This is a genomic window from Methylobacterium isbiliense, assembly GCF_022179325.1.
In the GTDB taxonomy this organism is placed as follows: domain Bacteria; phylum Pseudomonadota; class Alphaproteobacteria; order Rhizobiales; family Beijerinckiaceae; genus Methylobacterium; species Methylobacterium isbiliense.
Map to the genome: position 1 here is coordinate 56300 of NZ_BPQQ01000009.1, position 13936 is coordinate 70235.

Consider the following 13936-nt stretch of genomic DNA (forward strand, 5'->3'; position numbering starts at 1 on the left):
TCCCGGGGCCCTCCGACTAGCCGCGCCTCGCCTCAGACCGGCTGCGTCGCGTGTCCCGGCGGCTCGCGTCGCTCGGCAGGTGTCCCTTTCTCGTCCGTTTCCCTGATCCGCACGGGCACCGACTTCGCCGCTGGCGTCTTCGATGGTCCGTCGTGGTGGGACAGCGGCATCAGCGGGTTCATCTCGGGGTAGTAGGCGCCAATGCAGCCGTCCGGCAGTGAGAAGGGGACGACCTTCAACCCGAACACCTCACGCTCGACCCCGTCCTCCGCGTCGCTGACGAGCGAGACGACCTGCCCCTCGTGCAGGTTGGCCCGTTGCATCTCGTCGGGGTTGATGAGGAGCACGTCGCGGGTGCCCTCGATCCCGCGCATGCGGTCACTGTAGCCGTAGATCGTGGTGTTGAACTGGTCGTTCGAGCGCATCGTGATCAGGCGGTAGCGGCCCGGCGCCTCGCCGAAGCCGACTGCCGTCATCTGCTTGGGGGTGGTGAATATCGCCTTCTTGCTTTCGGTCTTCCAGATTCGCTCGCGTGCCGAGTTGCCGCGGTAGAAGCCGCCCGGTGTCCACATGCGCTCATCGAAGCCGTGGAACTCCTCCGGGTAGGTCTCGGCAATCGCGTTCCGGATCAGGGCATAGTCGCCGACCCAGGCGTCCCAGAGCACCTTCGGGTTCGGATCAAGCGTCGCCTTGGCGATACCCGCCACGATGGCGGGTTCCGACTTGAGGTGCTCGCTTGCGGGGCTCCGGCGTCCAAGCGAGCCGTAGATGCAGCTGAACGTGTCCTCCATGCTGACCGCCTGCGGACCGCTCGCCTGCATGTCCTCCTCGGTCCTGCCCCGGCAGGGCAGGAGGTAGGCAATCTCGCCGTTGACGAGGTGCGAGCGGTTGAGCTTCGTCGCCACTTGAACGGTGAGGCGCATCCGCGTCCAGGCCTTCTCCATACGGTCCCGCTCGGGGATGGCGCGCACGAAGTTGCCGCCGAGACCGAAGAAGCTTCGCACCGTGCCGGATAGGATGCCCTCGCAGGCCTCCACCGTGTTCATGCCCTTCTCGCGCGGCGGCTCGAAGCCGAACTGGGCGGCGAGCTTGTCGAGCGGCACCAACTCAGGTTTCTCCGAGATGCCGACGGTGCGCTGTCCCTGCACGTTGGAATGGCCGCGCACCGGCGAGATGCCGGTGCCGTCGCGGCCGATGTTGCCCTTCAGGAGCAACATGTTGACGAACAGCGCGACGTTCTCGAAGCCGTTCATGTGCTGGGTCAGGCCCATGCCGTAGATGCCGATGACGCGGTCGGCCTCGACGTAGACCTGTGCGGCCGCCTCGATGGCTTGGCGGCTCAAGCCCGATTCCCGCTCGATCTCCTCCCAGGAGCTCGCTCGCACCTTCGCCTCGAACTCGTCGAGCCCGCTCGTATGCTGCTCGATGAAGGCGACGTCGAGCACGCGCCGGCCCTGGGCCTTCGCTGCGTCATCGGCCGCGAAGACATGCTTGCAGATGCCCATGAGCACCGCGATGTCGCCGCCAGGCCGGACCTGGTGGTACTGCGTGCTGATCCGCGTCTCCTTGCCGGTCAGCATCTCGACCGGACTCTGCGGGTTCGTGAAGAACTCCAGTCCCTTCTCGCGGACCGGGTTGAAGGTGATGATCTGGACGCCGCGCTTGGCGGCCTCTTGCAGCGGGTGCAGGAAGCGGGGCGAGTTCGAGCCGGTGTTCTGGCCGAAGAAGAACATCGCATCGCAGTTTTGGAGATCGTCGAACACGACCGTGCCGACGCTGGCACCAATGACCTTCTTGAGCGCCACGGACGTCGTCTCGTGGCACATGTTCGAGGAGTCGGGCAGATTGTTGCAGCCATAGAGCCGGGCGAACAGCGCGTAGAGGTAGGCGGTCTCCAGGCTGGCGCGCCCCGACGAGTAGAACACAACCGACTTCGGATCGAGGCGCCTCAGCTCTGACCCGATCTTCCGAAAAGCTTCCACCCACTCGCAGGGGACGTACTTGTCCGTGGCCGGATCGTAGCGCATCGGGTGCGTCAGGCGACCCTGCTGCTCCAGGTCGTAATCCTTCCACTCACGAAGTTCCGTGACCGTGTGCTTGGCAAAGAAGTCGGGCGTGCAGCGCCGGGTCGTCAGCTCCCAGAGCGTGGCCTTCGCGCCGTTCTCGCAGAATTCGAAGGGATGGTAGTTCGCGGGCTTGGCCCACGAGCAGGACACGCACATGAAGCCCTTGGGCTTGTTCTGGCGGAACAGGGTCTCGGTGGCGAGCGGCGTTGCCCACTCCTTGCCGAAGATGCGCGAGATGCCCCGCACGGAGCCCCAGCCGCCGGACGGACCATCGTAGTGGGCCGTGTTCTCTTCACTCGGCATCCGGGTACTCCTCGTCCGCCGCACACGCGTGCGCAAAGGTGTACGAGACGAACCACCTGGCCGCAGTTAGGTTCTCCTCTCTCGCCCGGCAACGGTCGCTGGAACACGACCTACGGCCGCGGAAGACCCATCGCCCTTCCCGCCGCGCGGCGAAGATCGCCTCGGGGCGATCAATCAGGATGATCGTGAGCATCATGGCCGCACATCCCGAAGTCGTCGCCTTCGACATCATCGGCACGGTTTTCAGCATGGAGCCGATGCGGGCCGAGCAGGTGGCGCTCGGTCTTCAGCCCATGGCCCTCGACCTCCTCTACACGGCTGCCCTGCGGGACATGTTCGCGGTGGCGGGCACAAGCAAGTTCGCACCCTTTCAGTCGGTCTTGGAGGGGTGCCTGGACGAGTTGCTGGCCATGGAGGGTCTGGCTGTGCCCGCGGAGCGTAAGCGAGTGTGTTCGCGAACGAGCTCGGGCGCCTCGCCGGTCGCGAGAAGAGGCATGGGACCGCACGCACGGTCACCTATCTGCTGCTCAAGAACGGTCTCCGACCCGTCTGCTCCACGCCGGAGTTCGAGCGTTTTCTCTTCGAGCGGCCGGAGGCCGAAGCCCTGATCAGGCGCATCGGACTGCCCTGAAGATCCTGGACCCAAGGCTATGGCTTAAAGCCCAATCAGCCCGACCGTGCGCGAGGTGGCTGAAGGTCAAAGGCGGCTGCTCGGAGGTTGGTTGCCGAGCGTCAGATCGCGCCACTACCAGACCTTCATGGTCGCGCGGCGGCAGGCCCGCTGTCGATGCTTGAGGGGACCTGCATCTGAAAGGGTGGCCCGGAAGCGCCTGGGCCGGCGGAGGATGCCGGCCTGGTTGGCCCGGAGCAGAAATTCACATCGAGACCGAGGCCCAGGAGGACGGCTCGCTGAAAATACATTAGAAGCACCTAAATAAGTCAGTCCTAACGTTCTGGGATTTGGACCCATGGATGTCGTGACGCCAACCGACCTGCTGCGCCTCCAAGTCAAGGCGGCTGACGCCGCGCGCCTGTTGCGGCTCCTCGCCAACGAGAAGCGCCTGCTCATCCTGTGCCTGCTGGTCGCCCGCGGAGAGATGGACGTGACGAGCCTCGCCGAGGCGGTCGAGCTCAGCCAGTCGGCCCTGTCGCAGCACCTCGCCAAGCTCAGGGAGGACGGGCTGGTGACTTTCCGGCGCGAGAGCCAGACCCTGTTCTATCGGCTGGAGGACCCCAGGGCCGCGCGGCTGCTGGCGACCTTGAAGGACATCTTCTGCCCGGACATAGGCTGAGCGCACGGGGCCCTTACGCCCGCAGCCTTGACCTCTCTCGGGTAAACAAATGGGCTGGAGAGCGCGTCAGGGGTTGTGCGCCATCCACTACAGCTTTTAATTATTCCAAACCTAATATGCATTCCGTCCCTCGGTCGGCCTCCTTTCATCCGTCGTGAAGATGTCCGGCAAGAAATCCTCTCCGATCCGCCACCTGAAGCGCTATGCCGGCTGCCGGCTGTTCGACCCCGAGAGACGGGTCTATCTGTCCGCGGAGGACTTGGAGCGCCTCATTCAGCAGGGCATACGGGTCAGCGTCCGTGAGGTGGAAACGGGGCAGGACGTGACCGACACGGTGGTCCGCCCGAACCTGCAATAGCCTTTTGTCGGTCGGATAGCCGGGGCGGCGTCAGCCTCGCAGGATCTCCGCCTCTAGCCCTCGCCGGTCCGATCGATTGCGGAGGTGCAGGCTCAACCCGCTCCGACGGGAGGCCATCTCCGCGATGGCCAGTCCGAGCCCGCTTCCCGTCGCGCTCTTGTGGCGTCCTCGGAAGAAGCGCTTCGTGACCTGCGGCAACTCCTCCTCGGGGATGCCGGGTCCTTCGTCGCGCACGACGATGCCCCCACCGCCCGGCCGCGCGGCCCATTCCACGAGCCCGGCCTGCATGTGCTGCACGGCGTTCTCGTGCAGGTTGCGGACGGCGAGACGCAGGCTCTCGGGGTCGGCCCGCATCGTGTAGCCATGCAGCTCGGGATCGACGACGGTTCGGATTTCCGCTGGCACGCGCATGCCCGCCACGGTCTCGGCCACCAGCGCGCCCACGTCGATCTCCGTCAGAGGCCGGGTCTCCTCGGCGGCGTCGAGCCGGGCAGCGTCGAGGAGCTGGCGGACGAGGCGTGTCGTACGATCCACGGCTGCGAGAATCTGGCGAAGTGCGGCTCTCGTGATGTCAGGGTCGGTCGCGGCCATGGCGACCTGGGCCTGCGTCTTCAAACCGGCGAGCGGGGTGCGCAGCTCGTGCGCGGCGAACGCCGTCACCTCCCGTTCGTGCCGCCGCGCCGCCTCGACCTTGAGGAACAGCCCGTTGAGGGCATCCGCCAAGGGGCGGACCTCCGTCGGCGCCTGGCCGGCGTCGATGGCGCTCATGTCGTCGGCGTCGCGCGCCGCGAGGTTCCGGGCCATCAGCCGTAAGGGTCGCAGGCCGCGCCCGAGGCTCGCCCAGATCAGCATCCCGAGGAGCGGCACAATGAGGAGCGCGGGGGTGAGCAGGCCCATGATGAGGTCGGTGACGAGGCGCTCGCGCAGGCTGAGACGGTCGCCGACCAGGACACGCACCCCCTTCTCGGCATCCTCCGCCGTGAAAACCCGCCAGGTCTCGCCGTCGACCTCACGCTCGGAGAAGCCCGCCGGCGCGTCGGTCAGGCGTCGCTCCGGGGCTCCGCTCGACCGCGCGACCATGCGACCGTCCAGCGACCAGATCTGGCAGGAGAGCTGCCGCTCGTAGGCCGTCGGCGCCGGAAACGTGCGCGGCGTCCCGTCCGGGGCCGTGCCGCCGACCGCACCCACCAGGGAGCTGACCATGCGCGCGGCTTCCTGGAGGCGGTTGTCGAGGACCTGCTCCACCTCGCGCTTCGACCCCAGGTAGATCCAGGCGACCGCGCTGAGCCAGATCAGGCCGGTAGCGAGGAGCAGGATGGCGAAGAGCCTGACGCGTAGTGACATCATGCGGTTGCCCTCATGCGGTAGCCGAGGCCGCGCACCGTCTCGATGGCATGCTTGCCGATCTTGGCGCGCAGATTGTGCACGTGCACCTCGACCGTGTTGCTCTCGACCTCCTCCTGCCAGCCGTAGAGGCGCTCCTCCAGCTCCGCCTTCGAGCGCAGCACGTTCGGCCGTTCCATCAGCGCCGTCAGCACCATGAACTCGCGCCGCGACACCGGGACCGGTTCCCCATGGAGCGTGACGGCGAGCTCGGCCGGGTCGAGGCGAATGCCGGCATGCTCCAGGCAGGCCGAGGCCCGCCCTGACGCCCGCCGGACGACGGCGCGGATGCGGGCCGAGAGCTCGTCGAGGTCGAAGGGCTTGCCGAGGTAGTCGTCGGCTCCGCCGTCGAGCCCTGCGATTCGGTCCGCTACCGCATCCCGGGCCGTGAGCAGGACCACCGGCGTGCGGTCGCCCCGCTCGCGTAGCCCACGCAGCACGTCGAGCCCGGAGCCGTCGGGCAGCATCAGGTCGAGCACCACGGCGCCGAAGCCGCTTGCGGCGAGGGCGGCATCGGCGTCCGCGCAGGTCGCGACGCACTCGACGGTCGCGCCGGACAGCCCGAGCCCGGCCCTGAGGCCGTCCGAGAGGATGGGGTCGTCCTCGACGACGAGGATGCGCATGCGTGTCTCCGTTGGCTGCCTGGCATCCTCCGGGCCAGGCTTAAGCCTGGCTTAAGCTACGTTTCCGACCGGCGGCGGACCGATCCGAGCCCGGACCCCGCCCGCTCATGCCGAACGTTCTCGCCAACGTCATCCTCGCCGTCCTGGTCTGGGCGGGGTCATCGCTGTGGTCGCCGGGTCATTGCCGCGAGCCCGCCGCACGGCAGGCGCCGTTCACTCTCGACGTGACCCGCGACGAGGACCTCTCGCTTCGCCTGAGATGGACCACCGCCCCCGGCACCTACCTCTACCGAGACAAGATCGGCGCGTCGGACGGTAGCGGTCGGGAGCTTCCCGTGACGACCGCTGCGGGCGAAACCAAGGACGACCCGAACTTCGGGGCGACCGAGGTCTACCACGGCGCGGCCGAGGCCGTCGTGCCGGGCGCGGCGCTTGTGGGGGTACGCGACGTGCGCGTCACCTACCAGGGCTGTGCCGAGAGGGGCATCTGCTACCCGCCGGTCACCCGGGTCGTCGAGGTGCCTGCGCCCGGTCCACAAGCGGCGGCCGTGCCGGCGAACCCAGCGGTGCCCGCGAGTGCGCCCCCGGTCGATACGAAGGCCGAGACCGGGAGCGGTCTGCTCTCCGGCCATCTCGCGGGCGTCCTGGCGACCTTCCTCGGGCTCGGCCTGCTCCTGGCCTTCACGCCGTGCGTGCTCCCGATGGTTCCGGTGCTAGCCGGCATGCTGACCCGCTCCGGAGAGCAGCTCTCGGCCGGGCGCGGTTTCGTCCTGTCCGGCACCTACGCGCTCGCGATGGCGCTGGCCTACGGCACGCTCGGCGTGGCCGCGGCCTGGTCCGGACGCAACCTCCAGGTCGCGCTCCAGACGCCCGTGGCGCTGGGCCTGCTCGCCGCGACCTTCGCCGCCCTGGCGCTGTCGATGTTCGGTGCGTTCGACCTCGCGCTGCCGACCGGTGCCGCCGCCCGCCTGTCCCGCCTGAGCGGGCGCAGGCTCGGCGCCCTCGGCGGCGCCGCGGTCATGGGCTTCACCTCCGCCCTGATCGTCGGCCCCTGCGTGACGCCGCCGCTCGCCGCGGCCCTGCTCTACGTCGCCCAGACCGGGGACGTGGCGCGCGGCGCCTCGGCCCTGTTCGCGCTTGGCCTCGGCATGGGCTTGCCGCTGGTCGCGTTCGGGACATTTGGGGCGGGGATCCTGCCGAAGTCCGGCCCTTGGCTCGTTTCCGCCAAGCAGGCCTTCGGTGTCGTGTTTCTCGGGTTGACCATCACGATGGTCTCCCGCCTCGTGCCACCCGAGGTTACGCTCGCGCTCTGGGGCCTGTTGGCCGTCGGCGTCGGCGTGTTCGTCGGGGCCTTCGACGCCCTCCCGGCCGGTGCCGGTGCCGTGGGCCGGCTGGGCAAGAGCGTCGGCATCGTCGCGGTGACCTATGGCTGCGCCCTCGTCGTCGGCGCCTCGGCGGGTGGGACCGACCCGCTCCGGCCGCTCGCCGGCTTCGGTCAGGCCCAAGCCGTGCACGCCGCCGACACCCGCGCCGTGGCCTCGCTGCCTGCCTTCGAGACCGCCCTTCAGGCCGCCCGCGCCGCGGGCAAGCCGGTGCTCGTCGAGTTCGCCGCCGACTGGTGCACCGTCTGCAAGACGAACGAGCGGACGGTCCTGGCGGACGCCGGCATCCGGGAGCGCCTGAAGGCCGTCTCCGTCATCAAGGCCGACGTCACCCGCGACGACGCCGACACCCGGGCTCTGATGCAGCGGTTCGGGGTCGTCGGTCCGCCGACCCTCATCCTGATGCGCCCCGACGGTGACGAGGTCCGGGAGGCCCGCACCGAGGGAGAGCTCACGGTCGAGGACCTGACGCGCCGCCTTGCCCTGGTCGGCGCCTGAGCCACCCCCTTCGATAACCCCACGGAGACCGTCATGGACCGCAGGACCCTGCTCGCCCTTCTGCCCGCCGTCGCGCTCGCGCCCGCCCTGCTCTCGCTGGCGCCGCATACGGAGGAGGCCTTCGCTCAAGGCATCGATGCGAACGCCATCCTCAACGACCCGGAAGCGCCGATCTCCGGCAACCCGAAGGGCGACCTGACCATCGTCGCCTTCCTCGATTACAACTGCCCCTTCTGCAAGAAGGCTGAGCCCGACCTCACCCGCCTGGTGAAGGAGGACGGGCGCATCCGCGTCGTCCACAAGGACTGGCCGATCCTCGGCGACGCTTCCGTCTACGGCGCCCAGCTCGCCCTCGCGGCGAAATACCAGGGCCGCTACGACGCCGTGCACAGGGCGCTTATGGGCATCCCCGGCCGCAAGATCCCGAAGGAGCGGATGCTGGAGGCGGTGGCCGCCTCGGGCGTCGACATGGGCCGCCTGGAGGAGGACCGGCGGGCTCACCAAGCCGAGATCGGCGCCTTGCTCCAGCGCAACCTCGACCAGGCCGATGCCCTCGGCCTGCAGGGCACGCCGGTCTTCCTGATCGGCCCGCTGAAGGTCGCCGCGGCGCTTGACTACGACGGCTTCAAGCAGGCTGTGGCCCAGGCGCGCGCCAAGGGTCGCTCGTGATGCGGCGGGTCTCACGTCTATCGGCGCTGGTGGCGCTCGCCTCGGCGCTTGGCGCCTGCACGGCCTCGATGGGGGCGCCGGCCCCGGTCGCGGAGGCCCGGCCGCAGATCGCCCCGGATGCCCTGCGCCGATACGCGGCCATCACGGACGAGCTCTTCCCCGTCGAGGCGATCGATCCGCGCGACCTCAAGGCCCGAAATGTCCGCCAGGTCGTCGATTACCCGACGAAGGAGCCACCCGGCACCCTCGTGGTCGACCCCTACAGGCGCTTCCTCTACCTCGTCATGGAGGGCGGCAAGGCGATGCGCTACGGCGTCGGGGTCGGCAAGGCCGGCTTCGAGTTCACCGGCGAGGCGACGGTCGCCCGCAAGGCATCCTGGCCGCGCTGGACGCCGACGCCCGACATGATCCGGCGTGACCCGGCCCGCAACGGACGCTGGGCCGGCGGCATGCCCGGCGGCGACAGGAACCCGCTCGGGGCGCGTGCGCTCTACCTGTTCAAGGACGGCAAGGACACGCTCTACCGCATCCACGGCACCACGGAGCCCTGGAGCATCGGCGAGGCGGTCTCCTCGGGGTGCATCCGCATGCTGAACCAGGACGTGATCGACCTGCACCGGCGCGTGCCCACCGGCACCAAGGTCGTGGTGCTCGGGTCACGAGGCACCAGCCACGCCACGCGGCAAGTCGCGCCGGAGACGACCGGCAGCCTCGGGAGCGGCGCGTCGGCCGGACCGGAGCCGGACGACGGCCTCGACCATGCGCGGCTCGATAGCCTGTCCGCCCGCGCCTCGGAGGCGCCGGAGCCATTCACCGACGACGGAGAGCCGGATGACGACGGTCTTTAGGAGCCTGGCGCTCGCGGTCCTTCTCGCAACCCTCGGCATGGGGGCCGCCCACGCCGGCTCGAAAGCCCCGGCCGGGTACTACGCCAACCAGAAGGTGATCTATCATAACGGCGGCGGCCCCGACGGAGCCGCCTACTTCAAGCGCCTGCTCGGCAACCTGCGGAACCACGTCGACGCCGTGGGCAAGGATCACGTCGAGATCCGCGTGGTGAGCCTCGGCGACGGGTTGGCTCTGTTCCAGGCCGCCGCCGAGGACAAGGAACTCGCCGGACGCATCGACGCCCTCAAGGCCGCGGGCGTCAGGTTCCTGGTCTGCGCCAATACCTTGAGGGAGCGGAAGATCGACCGCGGCGCTCTCTATGCGGTGGGCGAGGACGACATCGTGCCGAGCGGCGTCGCCGAGTTGGCGCGCCTGCAGGGCATGGGTTTCGCCTACATCCACCCGTAGCGCGGGGAACGGGAAGCCGTTCCGGCGCCCTCTCGTCAGAGCCTAGCTGCCATGAGGGCGTGGCTTGCCCGGCTGTCGTGGTCACCCGGACCCGGTCCGATAGGGCCGAAATCACCTCTGAGCGCCTTCAGGGCGTTGCGCTCGACCTCGATCTCACGAGCCGTACGGAAGCCGAGGCGCCGAAGGACCGGCAAGGGCGGGCACCAGCCCTGCACTGCGTGCTGGAGGAGGAACGCGGTCACCGCCAGGGGCAGGGCAAGCCACCGTCGGTCCGTGGTCAGGCCCAACACCGTTCCGGTGAGCGCCAGCGTCGCGGCGTTGGCCTCCAGCGTCCGCTCGATGTCCCACTCCGCGTCAAGCTCGCGCAGGCGGCGACCGATGTCTTGCGGGCGCTCGGCATGCCAGCGGACGCTCGCATCGAGGTCGGCAGCGATGCGCCGGTTGTCGCGCACGCCTGTGTGAAGCGAAACCCGCTCCGCTGTTCCAGGGATCATCGATCGCCTCCTCTTGACGTTACATTAGATGTCACTAATTAAGCATCATCTAATTCTAGCGCGGTTCGGGGATGGACCCCGTCCATGACAACCCCAGTGGCGGCGTGTGGATCATGCATCGCCCACGGGTGTGCCCCTTGCCGCGCGTCGGGAGTGACTGACCATGGACAGCTTCACGCCATTGAGCGCCCTCCTCGGCGGCGGCCTGATCGGCGCTTCCGCAGCCCTGCTCCTGCTCCTCAACGGACGCATCGCCGGCATCAGCGGCATCCTCGGCGGCCTGCTCGCCTCGCCTTCGCGCGAGACCGGCTGGCGAGCCGCCTTCCTGGCCGGGCTGGTCCTGGCACCGCTAGTCTACGCCGGCTTGGGCGGGAGCCTGCCGGCGGTGACGGTCAGCGCCTCGTTTCCGCTCATCGTGGTCGCAGGTCTGCTCGTCGGCTTCGGTGCACGCCTCGGGGCCGGCTGTACCAGCGGTCACGGCGTCTGCGGCATCGGTCGCGGCTCGCCCCGCTCGCTGATCGCGACCGGCACCTTCATGGCCGTCGCCATCCTGACCGTCCTCGTCACCCGTCACCTGCTCGGAGCCTGAGCCATGGCCAAGACCGTCTCCGCCTTCACCGTCGGCCTGTTGTTCGGGATCGGGCTGCTCGTTTCCGGCATGGCCAACCCGGCGAAAGTCCTGGCCTTCCTCGACGTGACCGGACGCTGGGATCCGAGCCTCGCCTTTGTCATGGCGGGCGCCGTCGCTGTCTCGGCCGCCGGCTACCGCGTCGCGCGACGGCGCGGCCGGCCGGTGCTCGCGCCCCGGTTGGAGATCCCGACCCGGCGCGACCTCGACCCGCGCCTGCTCGTCGGCGCCGCGCTCTTCGGCGTCGGCTGGGGTCTGGTCGGCCTCTGCCCCGGACCCGCCCTGACCATCCTCTCGGTGGTGCCGGCCCCCGCCGCGACCTTCGTGGCCGCCATGGCCGTGGGCATGCTGATGTTCCGCCTCGTGCCATCGTCGACCTCGAACCCGAAGGCAGTCCGGGGAGCCGACGCTTGATGCCCGGCTTGCTCACATCCGGTCTCGCGACCGGCTCGGGCGGGGTCGTCGGCGTGATCCTCGGCCTCGTCGGCGGGGGCGGCTCGATCCTGGCGGTCCCGCTCCTGACCTACGTGGTCGGGGTGAGCTCGCCCCATGTGGCGATCGGCACCAGTGCCCTGGCGGTCTCGGTCAGCGCGGCCGGCAACCTTGTCCCGCAATGGCGGGCCGGGAACGTGAAGTGGCGCTGCGCGGCGGTGTTCTCGGCGGCCGGCGTCCTCGGTGCGCTCGCCGGCTCGACGGCAGCCAAGGCGGTCGATGGGCAGAGCCTGCTGGCGCTGTTCGGGGTGGTGATGCTCGTGGTCGGGGGGCTGATGCTGCGCAAGCGGCGCGGCGAGGGCGACCCGGAGGTGCGCCTGACCAAGGCCAGCGCCCCGGTGCTCCTGCCCTGGCTGCTCGGCATCGGCTTCGCTGTGGGCCTGTTCTCCGGTTTCTTCGGCATCGGCGGGGGATTCCTGATCGTGCCGGGCCTGATGCTGGCGACCTCGATGCCGCTGCCGATGGCCATCGGCACCTCGCTGGTGGCGGTCAGCGCCTTCGGAGCCGCCACCGCGGCAAGCTACGCCGTCTCAGGCCTGATCGACTGGCCGTTGGCCGGCCTGTTCGTCCTGGGCGGCGTGCTCGGCGGCCTCGTCGGTGCCGGCCTCGGCCGACGGCTCAGCCAGCACAAGCGCGCCCTGACCCTCACCTTCGCCGGCCTCGTGATCCTGGTCGGCCTCTACGTGGTCGCCCGCGGAGCCCTGCCGCTCCTCGGAGCCACAACCTGAACTCGGAAGGAGGAGATCCATGTCCGACCAGACCATCCCGTCGTTGCGCGGTCGACCCATCGTGACCGGCTTCCACGATGAGACGACCGGCAGCATCCAGTACGTCGTCGCCGATCCCGAGACGAAGCGCTGCGCCATCATCGACCCGGTGCTCGACTTCGACCCGAAGTCCGGGGCGACCGCCACCCGCTCCGCCGACGCCCTGCTCGCCCATATCGAGCGCGAGGGCTACGAGTTGGAGTGGATCCTCGACACCCACCCGCACGCCGACCACTTCTCGGCGGCCGGCCACCTGCACGACAAGACCGGCGTCCCGACCGCCATCGGCGAGAAGGTGGTCGAGGTGCAGCGGCTCTGGAAGGGGCTCTACAACCTGCCCGACACGTTCCGGACGGACGGCTCGCAGTGGGACCGGCTCTTCGCCGACGGCGAGCGCTTCCGGATCGGCAACCTCGACGCCGAGGTGATGTTCACGCCGGGCCATACCCTGGCCTCCATCGCCTACCGGGTGGGCGACGCCGCCTTCATCCACGACACCCTGTTCATGCCCGACAGCGGCTCGGCGCGGGCCGACTTCCCGGGCGGCAGCGCGCACGCACTCTGGCGCAGCATCCAGCGCATCCTGGCTCTGCCGGAGGAGACCCGGCTGTTCACCGGGCACGATTACCGCCCGGGTGGGCGCGAGGCGGCCTGGGAGAGCACGGTCGCCCGGCAACGGGCGGAGAACCCACACCTCGTCGAGACCCCGAGCGAGGAGGCGTTCGTCCGCATGCGCGAGGCCCGCGACCGCGAACTGCCGATGCCCAAGCTCATCCTGCATTCCCTGCAGGTAAACATCCGTGGCGGCCGCCTGCCCGAGCCCGAGGCGAACGGCCGGCGTTACCTGAAGATCCCGCTGGACGCCCTCGACGGCGCGGCCTGGGGCGCGTGACGGAGATGACCATGACCACGAAGAGCGCGAAGGACTTGGTGGCGGAAGCCAACCGCGAGGTGGAGACTCTATCGGCCGAGGAGGCGCTCGCACGCCTCGGCCAGACCGACACGGTGCTCGTCGACGTTCGGGAAGGCGAAGAATTGGCCAAGACCGGCAGGATCGCCGGCGCGGTCCATGTGCCGCGCGGCTTCCTAGAGTTCCAGGCCGATCCGAAGAGCCCGACCCACAAGGCCGAGCTCGGGGATGGCAGGAGGCTGGTTCTCTACTGCGGCTCGGGCAACCGATCGGCCTTGGCCGCCAAGACCCTCAAGGACATGGGGCTCAGGTCCGTCGCCCATGTCGCCGGGGGCTTCACCGCATTGGAGAAGGCGGGCGCGCCAGTCGACCGGGGGTGAAAAAGGCCGCCACGACCGGCGCCTGATCTACCGGAACGGATCAAGCTGGGGCGAAAGCGGCTCCTTACACGGGCAAGCTGATCGGATTTTCCCTCATCGCCCCGGAGACCTGTGTTCGCCCGACCGCGGCTATACCTTGACCGCATCGGTCGGGTGTTTCCCTTGACCAGTCGGCACCCTTACCGGATGCCTATCGTTCCGCCCCTGCGCGCCGCCATGCATGCTGCCCGGACAAACCTCGTTGCGGATGCGATCTGATTAGCCGCCGCGCCGTCGCGGCGCCCTTCACCGAAGACCGTACCAAGCCGCCCGCGAAGGATGACTTGACCGCGCACGGCAGTCCAAGGTGTCTCGGATGATCCTGCGATCGGCCCGGATCGAGCCGCACCCGGTCA

General features: G+C 69.2%; 17 protein-coding genes. 12 read left to right on the forward strand and 5 right to left on the reverse strand.

What is annotated here, in order from left to right:
* Positions 1 to 32: 32 nt before the first annotated feature.
* Complete coding sequence (locus MFF61_RS04340; protein WP_147025462.1) at positions 33 to 2369, reverse strand: FdhF/YdeP family oxidoreductase; 2337 nt, start codon at positions 2367 to 2369, stop codon at positions 33 to 35.
* Entirely contained in the window at positions 2359 to 2619 is a 261-nt protein-coding gene (locus tag MFF61_RS04345; protein WP_210250375.1) for a hypothetical protein, read from the reverse strand. Before MFF61_RS04345 ends, MFF61_RS04340 begins: the two co-directional genes overlap by 11 nt.
* A gap of 198 nt (positions 2620 to 2817) precedes the next feature.
* Here MFF61_RS04345 and MFF61_RS04350 point away from each other — a divergent pair, with 198 nt between their 5' ends.
* The 3 genes from MFF61_RS04350 to MFF61_RS04360 all read left to right on the forward strand — a co-directional run bounded on the left by MFF61_RS04350 (position 2818) and on the right by MFF61_RS04360 (position 4019).
* Positions 2818 to 3000 (forward strand): hypothetical protein, encoded by a 183-nt coding sequence (locus MFF61_RS04350; protein ID WP_170267755.1) that lies wholly within the window; start codon positions 2818 to 2820, stop codon positions 2998 to 3000.
* A 337-nt stretch (positions 3001 to 3337) separates the two neighbouring features.
* Complete coding sequence (locus MFF61_RS04355) at positions 3338 to 3661, forward strand: ArsR/SmtB family transcription factor (protein WP_147025463.1); 324 nt, start codon at positions 3338 to 3340, stop codon at positions 3659 to 3661.
* Between the two features lie 160 nt (positions 3662 to 3821).
* Positions 3822 to 4019 (forward strand): polyhydroxyalkanoate synthesis regulator DNA-binding domain-containing protein, encoded by a 198-nt coding sequence (locus MFF61_RS04360; protein WP_238233861.1) that lies wholly within the window; start codon positions 3822 to 3824, stop codon positions 4017 to 4019.
* Between the two features lie 30 nt (positions 4020 to 4049).
* Here the strand turns inward: MFF61_RS04360 and MFF61_RS04365 are convergent, their stop codons facing one another.
* Both MFF61_RS04365 and MFF61_RS04370 read right to left on the reverse strand, forming a co-directional pair.
* A complete protein-coding gene (locus tag MFF61_RS04365) occupies positions 4050 to 5366 on the reverse strand; it encodes an ATP-binding protein (protein ID WP_147025465.1) in 1317 nt (438 codons plus the stop codon).
* Entirely contained in the window at positions 5363 to 6025 is a 663-nt protein-coding gene (locus tag MFF61_RS04370; protein ID WP_147025466.1) for a response regulator, read from the reverse strand. Before MFF61_RS04370 ends, MFF61_RS04365 begins: the two co-directional genes overlap by 4 nt.
* A gap of 107 nt (positions 6026 to 6132) precedes the next feature.
* On the opposite strand from MFF61_RS04370, the gene dsbD reads away from it, so the two are divergent.
* From dsbD to MFF61_RS04390, 4 genes are read left to right on the forward strand one after another with little or no spacing between them, the layout of a single operon-like run.
* Positions 6133 to 7905 (forward strand): protein-disulfide reductase DsbD, encoded by a 1773-nt coding sequence (dsbD, locus tag MFF61_RS04375; protein WP_147025467.1) that lies wholly within the window; start codon positions 6133 to 6135, stop codon positions 7903 to 7905.
* 33 nt (positions 7906 to 7938) lie between these two features.
* The gene (locus tag MFF61_RS04380) at positions 7939 to 8574 is read left to right on the forward strand and encodes a DsbA family protein (RefSeq protein WP_147025468.1); all 636 of its coding nucleotides are present in this window, start codon (positions 7939 to 7941) and stop codon (positions 8572 to 8574) included.
* On the forward strand, positions 8574 to 9422 hold the full coding sequence (locus MFF61_RS04385; RefSeq protein WP_147025469.1) for a L,D-transpeptidase: 849 nt from the start codon (positions 8574 to 8576) through the stop codon (positions 9420 to 9422). Before MFF61_RS04380 ends, MFF61_RS04385 begins: the two co-directional genes overlap by 1 nt.
* Positions 9406 to 9870, forward strand: coding sequence for a DsrE family protein (locus tag MFF61_RS04390; protein ID WP_147025470.1), 465 nt, complete (start codon positions 9406 to 9408; stop codon positions 9868 to 9870). The genes MFF61_RS04385 and MFF61_RS04390 overlap by 17 nt, the downstream gene beginning before the upstream one ends.
* Positions 9871 to 9905: 35 nt before the next feature.
* Here MFF61_RS04390 and MFF61_RS04395 read toward each other — a convergent pair whose 3' ends face one another.
* Positions 9906 to 10364, reverse strand: coding sequence for a DUF2892 domain-containing protein (locus MFF61_RS04395; RefSeq protein ID WP_147025471.1), 459 nt, complete (start codon positions 10362 to 10364; stop codon positions 9906 to 9908).
* Positions 10365 to 10527: 163 nt separating this feature from the next.
* Between MFF61_RS04395 and MFF61_RS04400 the strand changes: the two genes are divergently transcribed.
* Genes MFF61_RS04400 through MFF61_RS04420 form a run of 5 tightly spaced genes read left to right on the forward strand, consistent with a single transcriptional unit; the run spans position 10528 to position 13541 of the window.
* A complete protein-coding gene (locus tag MFF61_RS04400) occupies positions 10528 to 10953 on the forward strand; it encodes a YeeE/YedE family protein (protein ID WP_147025472.1) in 426 nt (141 codons plus the stop codon).
* Positions 10954 to 10956: 3 nt separating this feature from the next.
* Positions 10957 to 11406 carry a YeeE/YedE family protein gene (locus tag MFF61_RS04405; protein ID WP_238233863.1) on the forward strand — a complete coding sequence of 150 codons (450 nt, stop codon included), beginning with the start codon at positions 10957 to 10959 and terminating at the stop codon, positions 11404 to 11406.
* A complete protein-coding gene (locus MFF61_RS04410; protein WP_147025474.1) occupies positions 11406 to 12212 on the forward strand; it encodes a sulfite exporter TauE/SafE family protein in 807 nt (268 codons plus the stop codon). Before MFF61_RS04405 ends, MFF61_RS04410 begins: the two co-directional genes overlap by 1 nt.
* Positions 12213 to 12231: 19 nt before the next feature.
* Complete coding sequence (locus MFF61_RS04415; protein ID WP_147025475.1) at positions 12232 to 13143, forward strand: MBL fold metallo-hydrolase; 912 nt, start codon at positions 12232 to 12234, stop codon at positions 13141 to 13143.
* A gap of 11 nt (positions 13144 to 13154) precedes the next feature.
* A complete protein-coding gene (locus MFF61_RS04420; protein WP_147025476.1) occupies positions 13155 to 13541 on the forward strand; it encodes a rhodanese-like domain-containing protein in 387 nt (128 codons plus the stop codon).
* Positions 13542 to 13936: the final 395 nt, after the last annotated feature.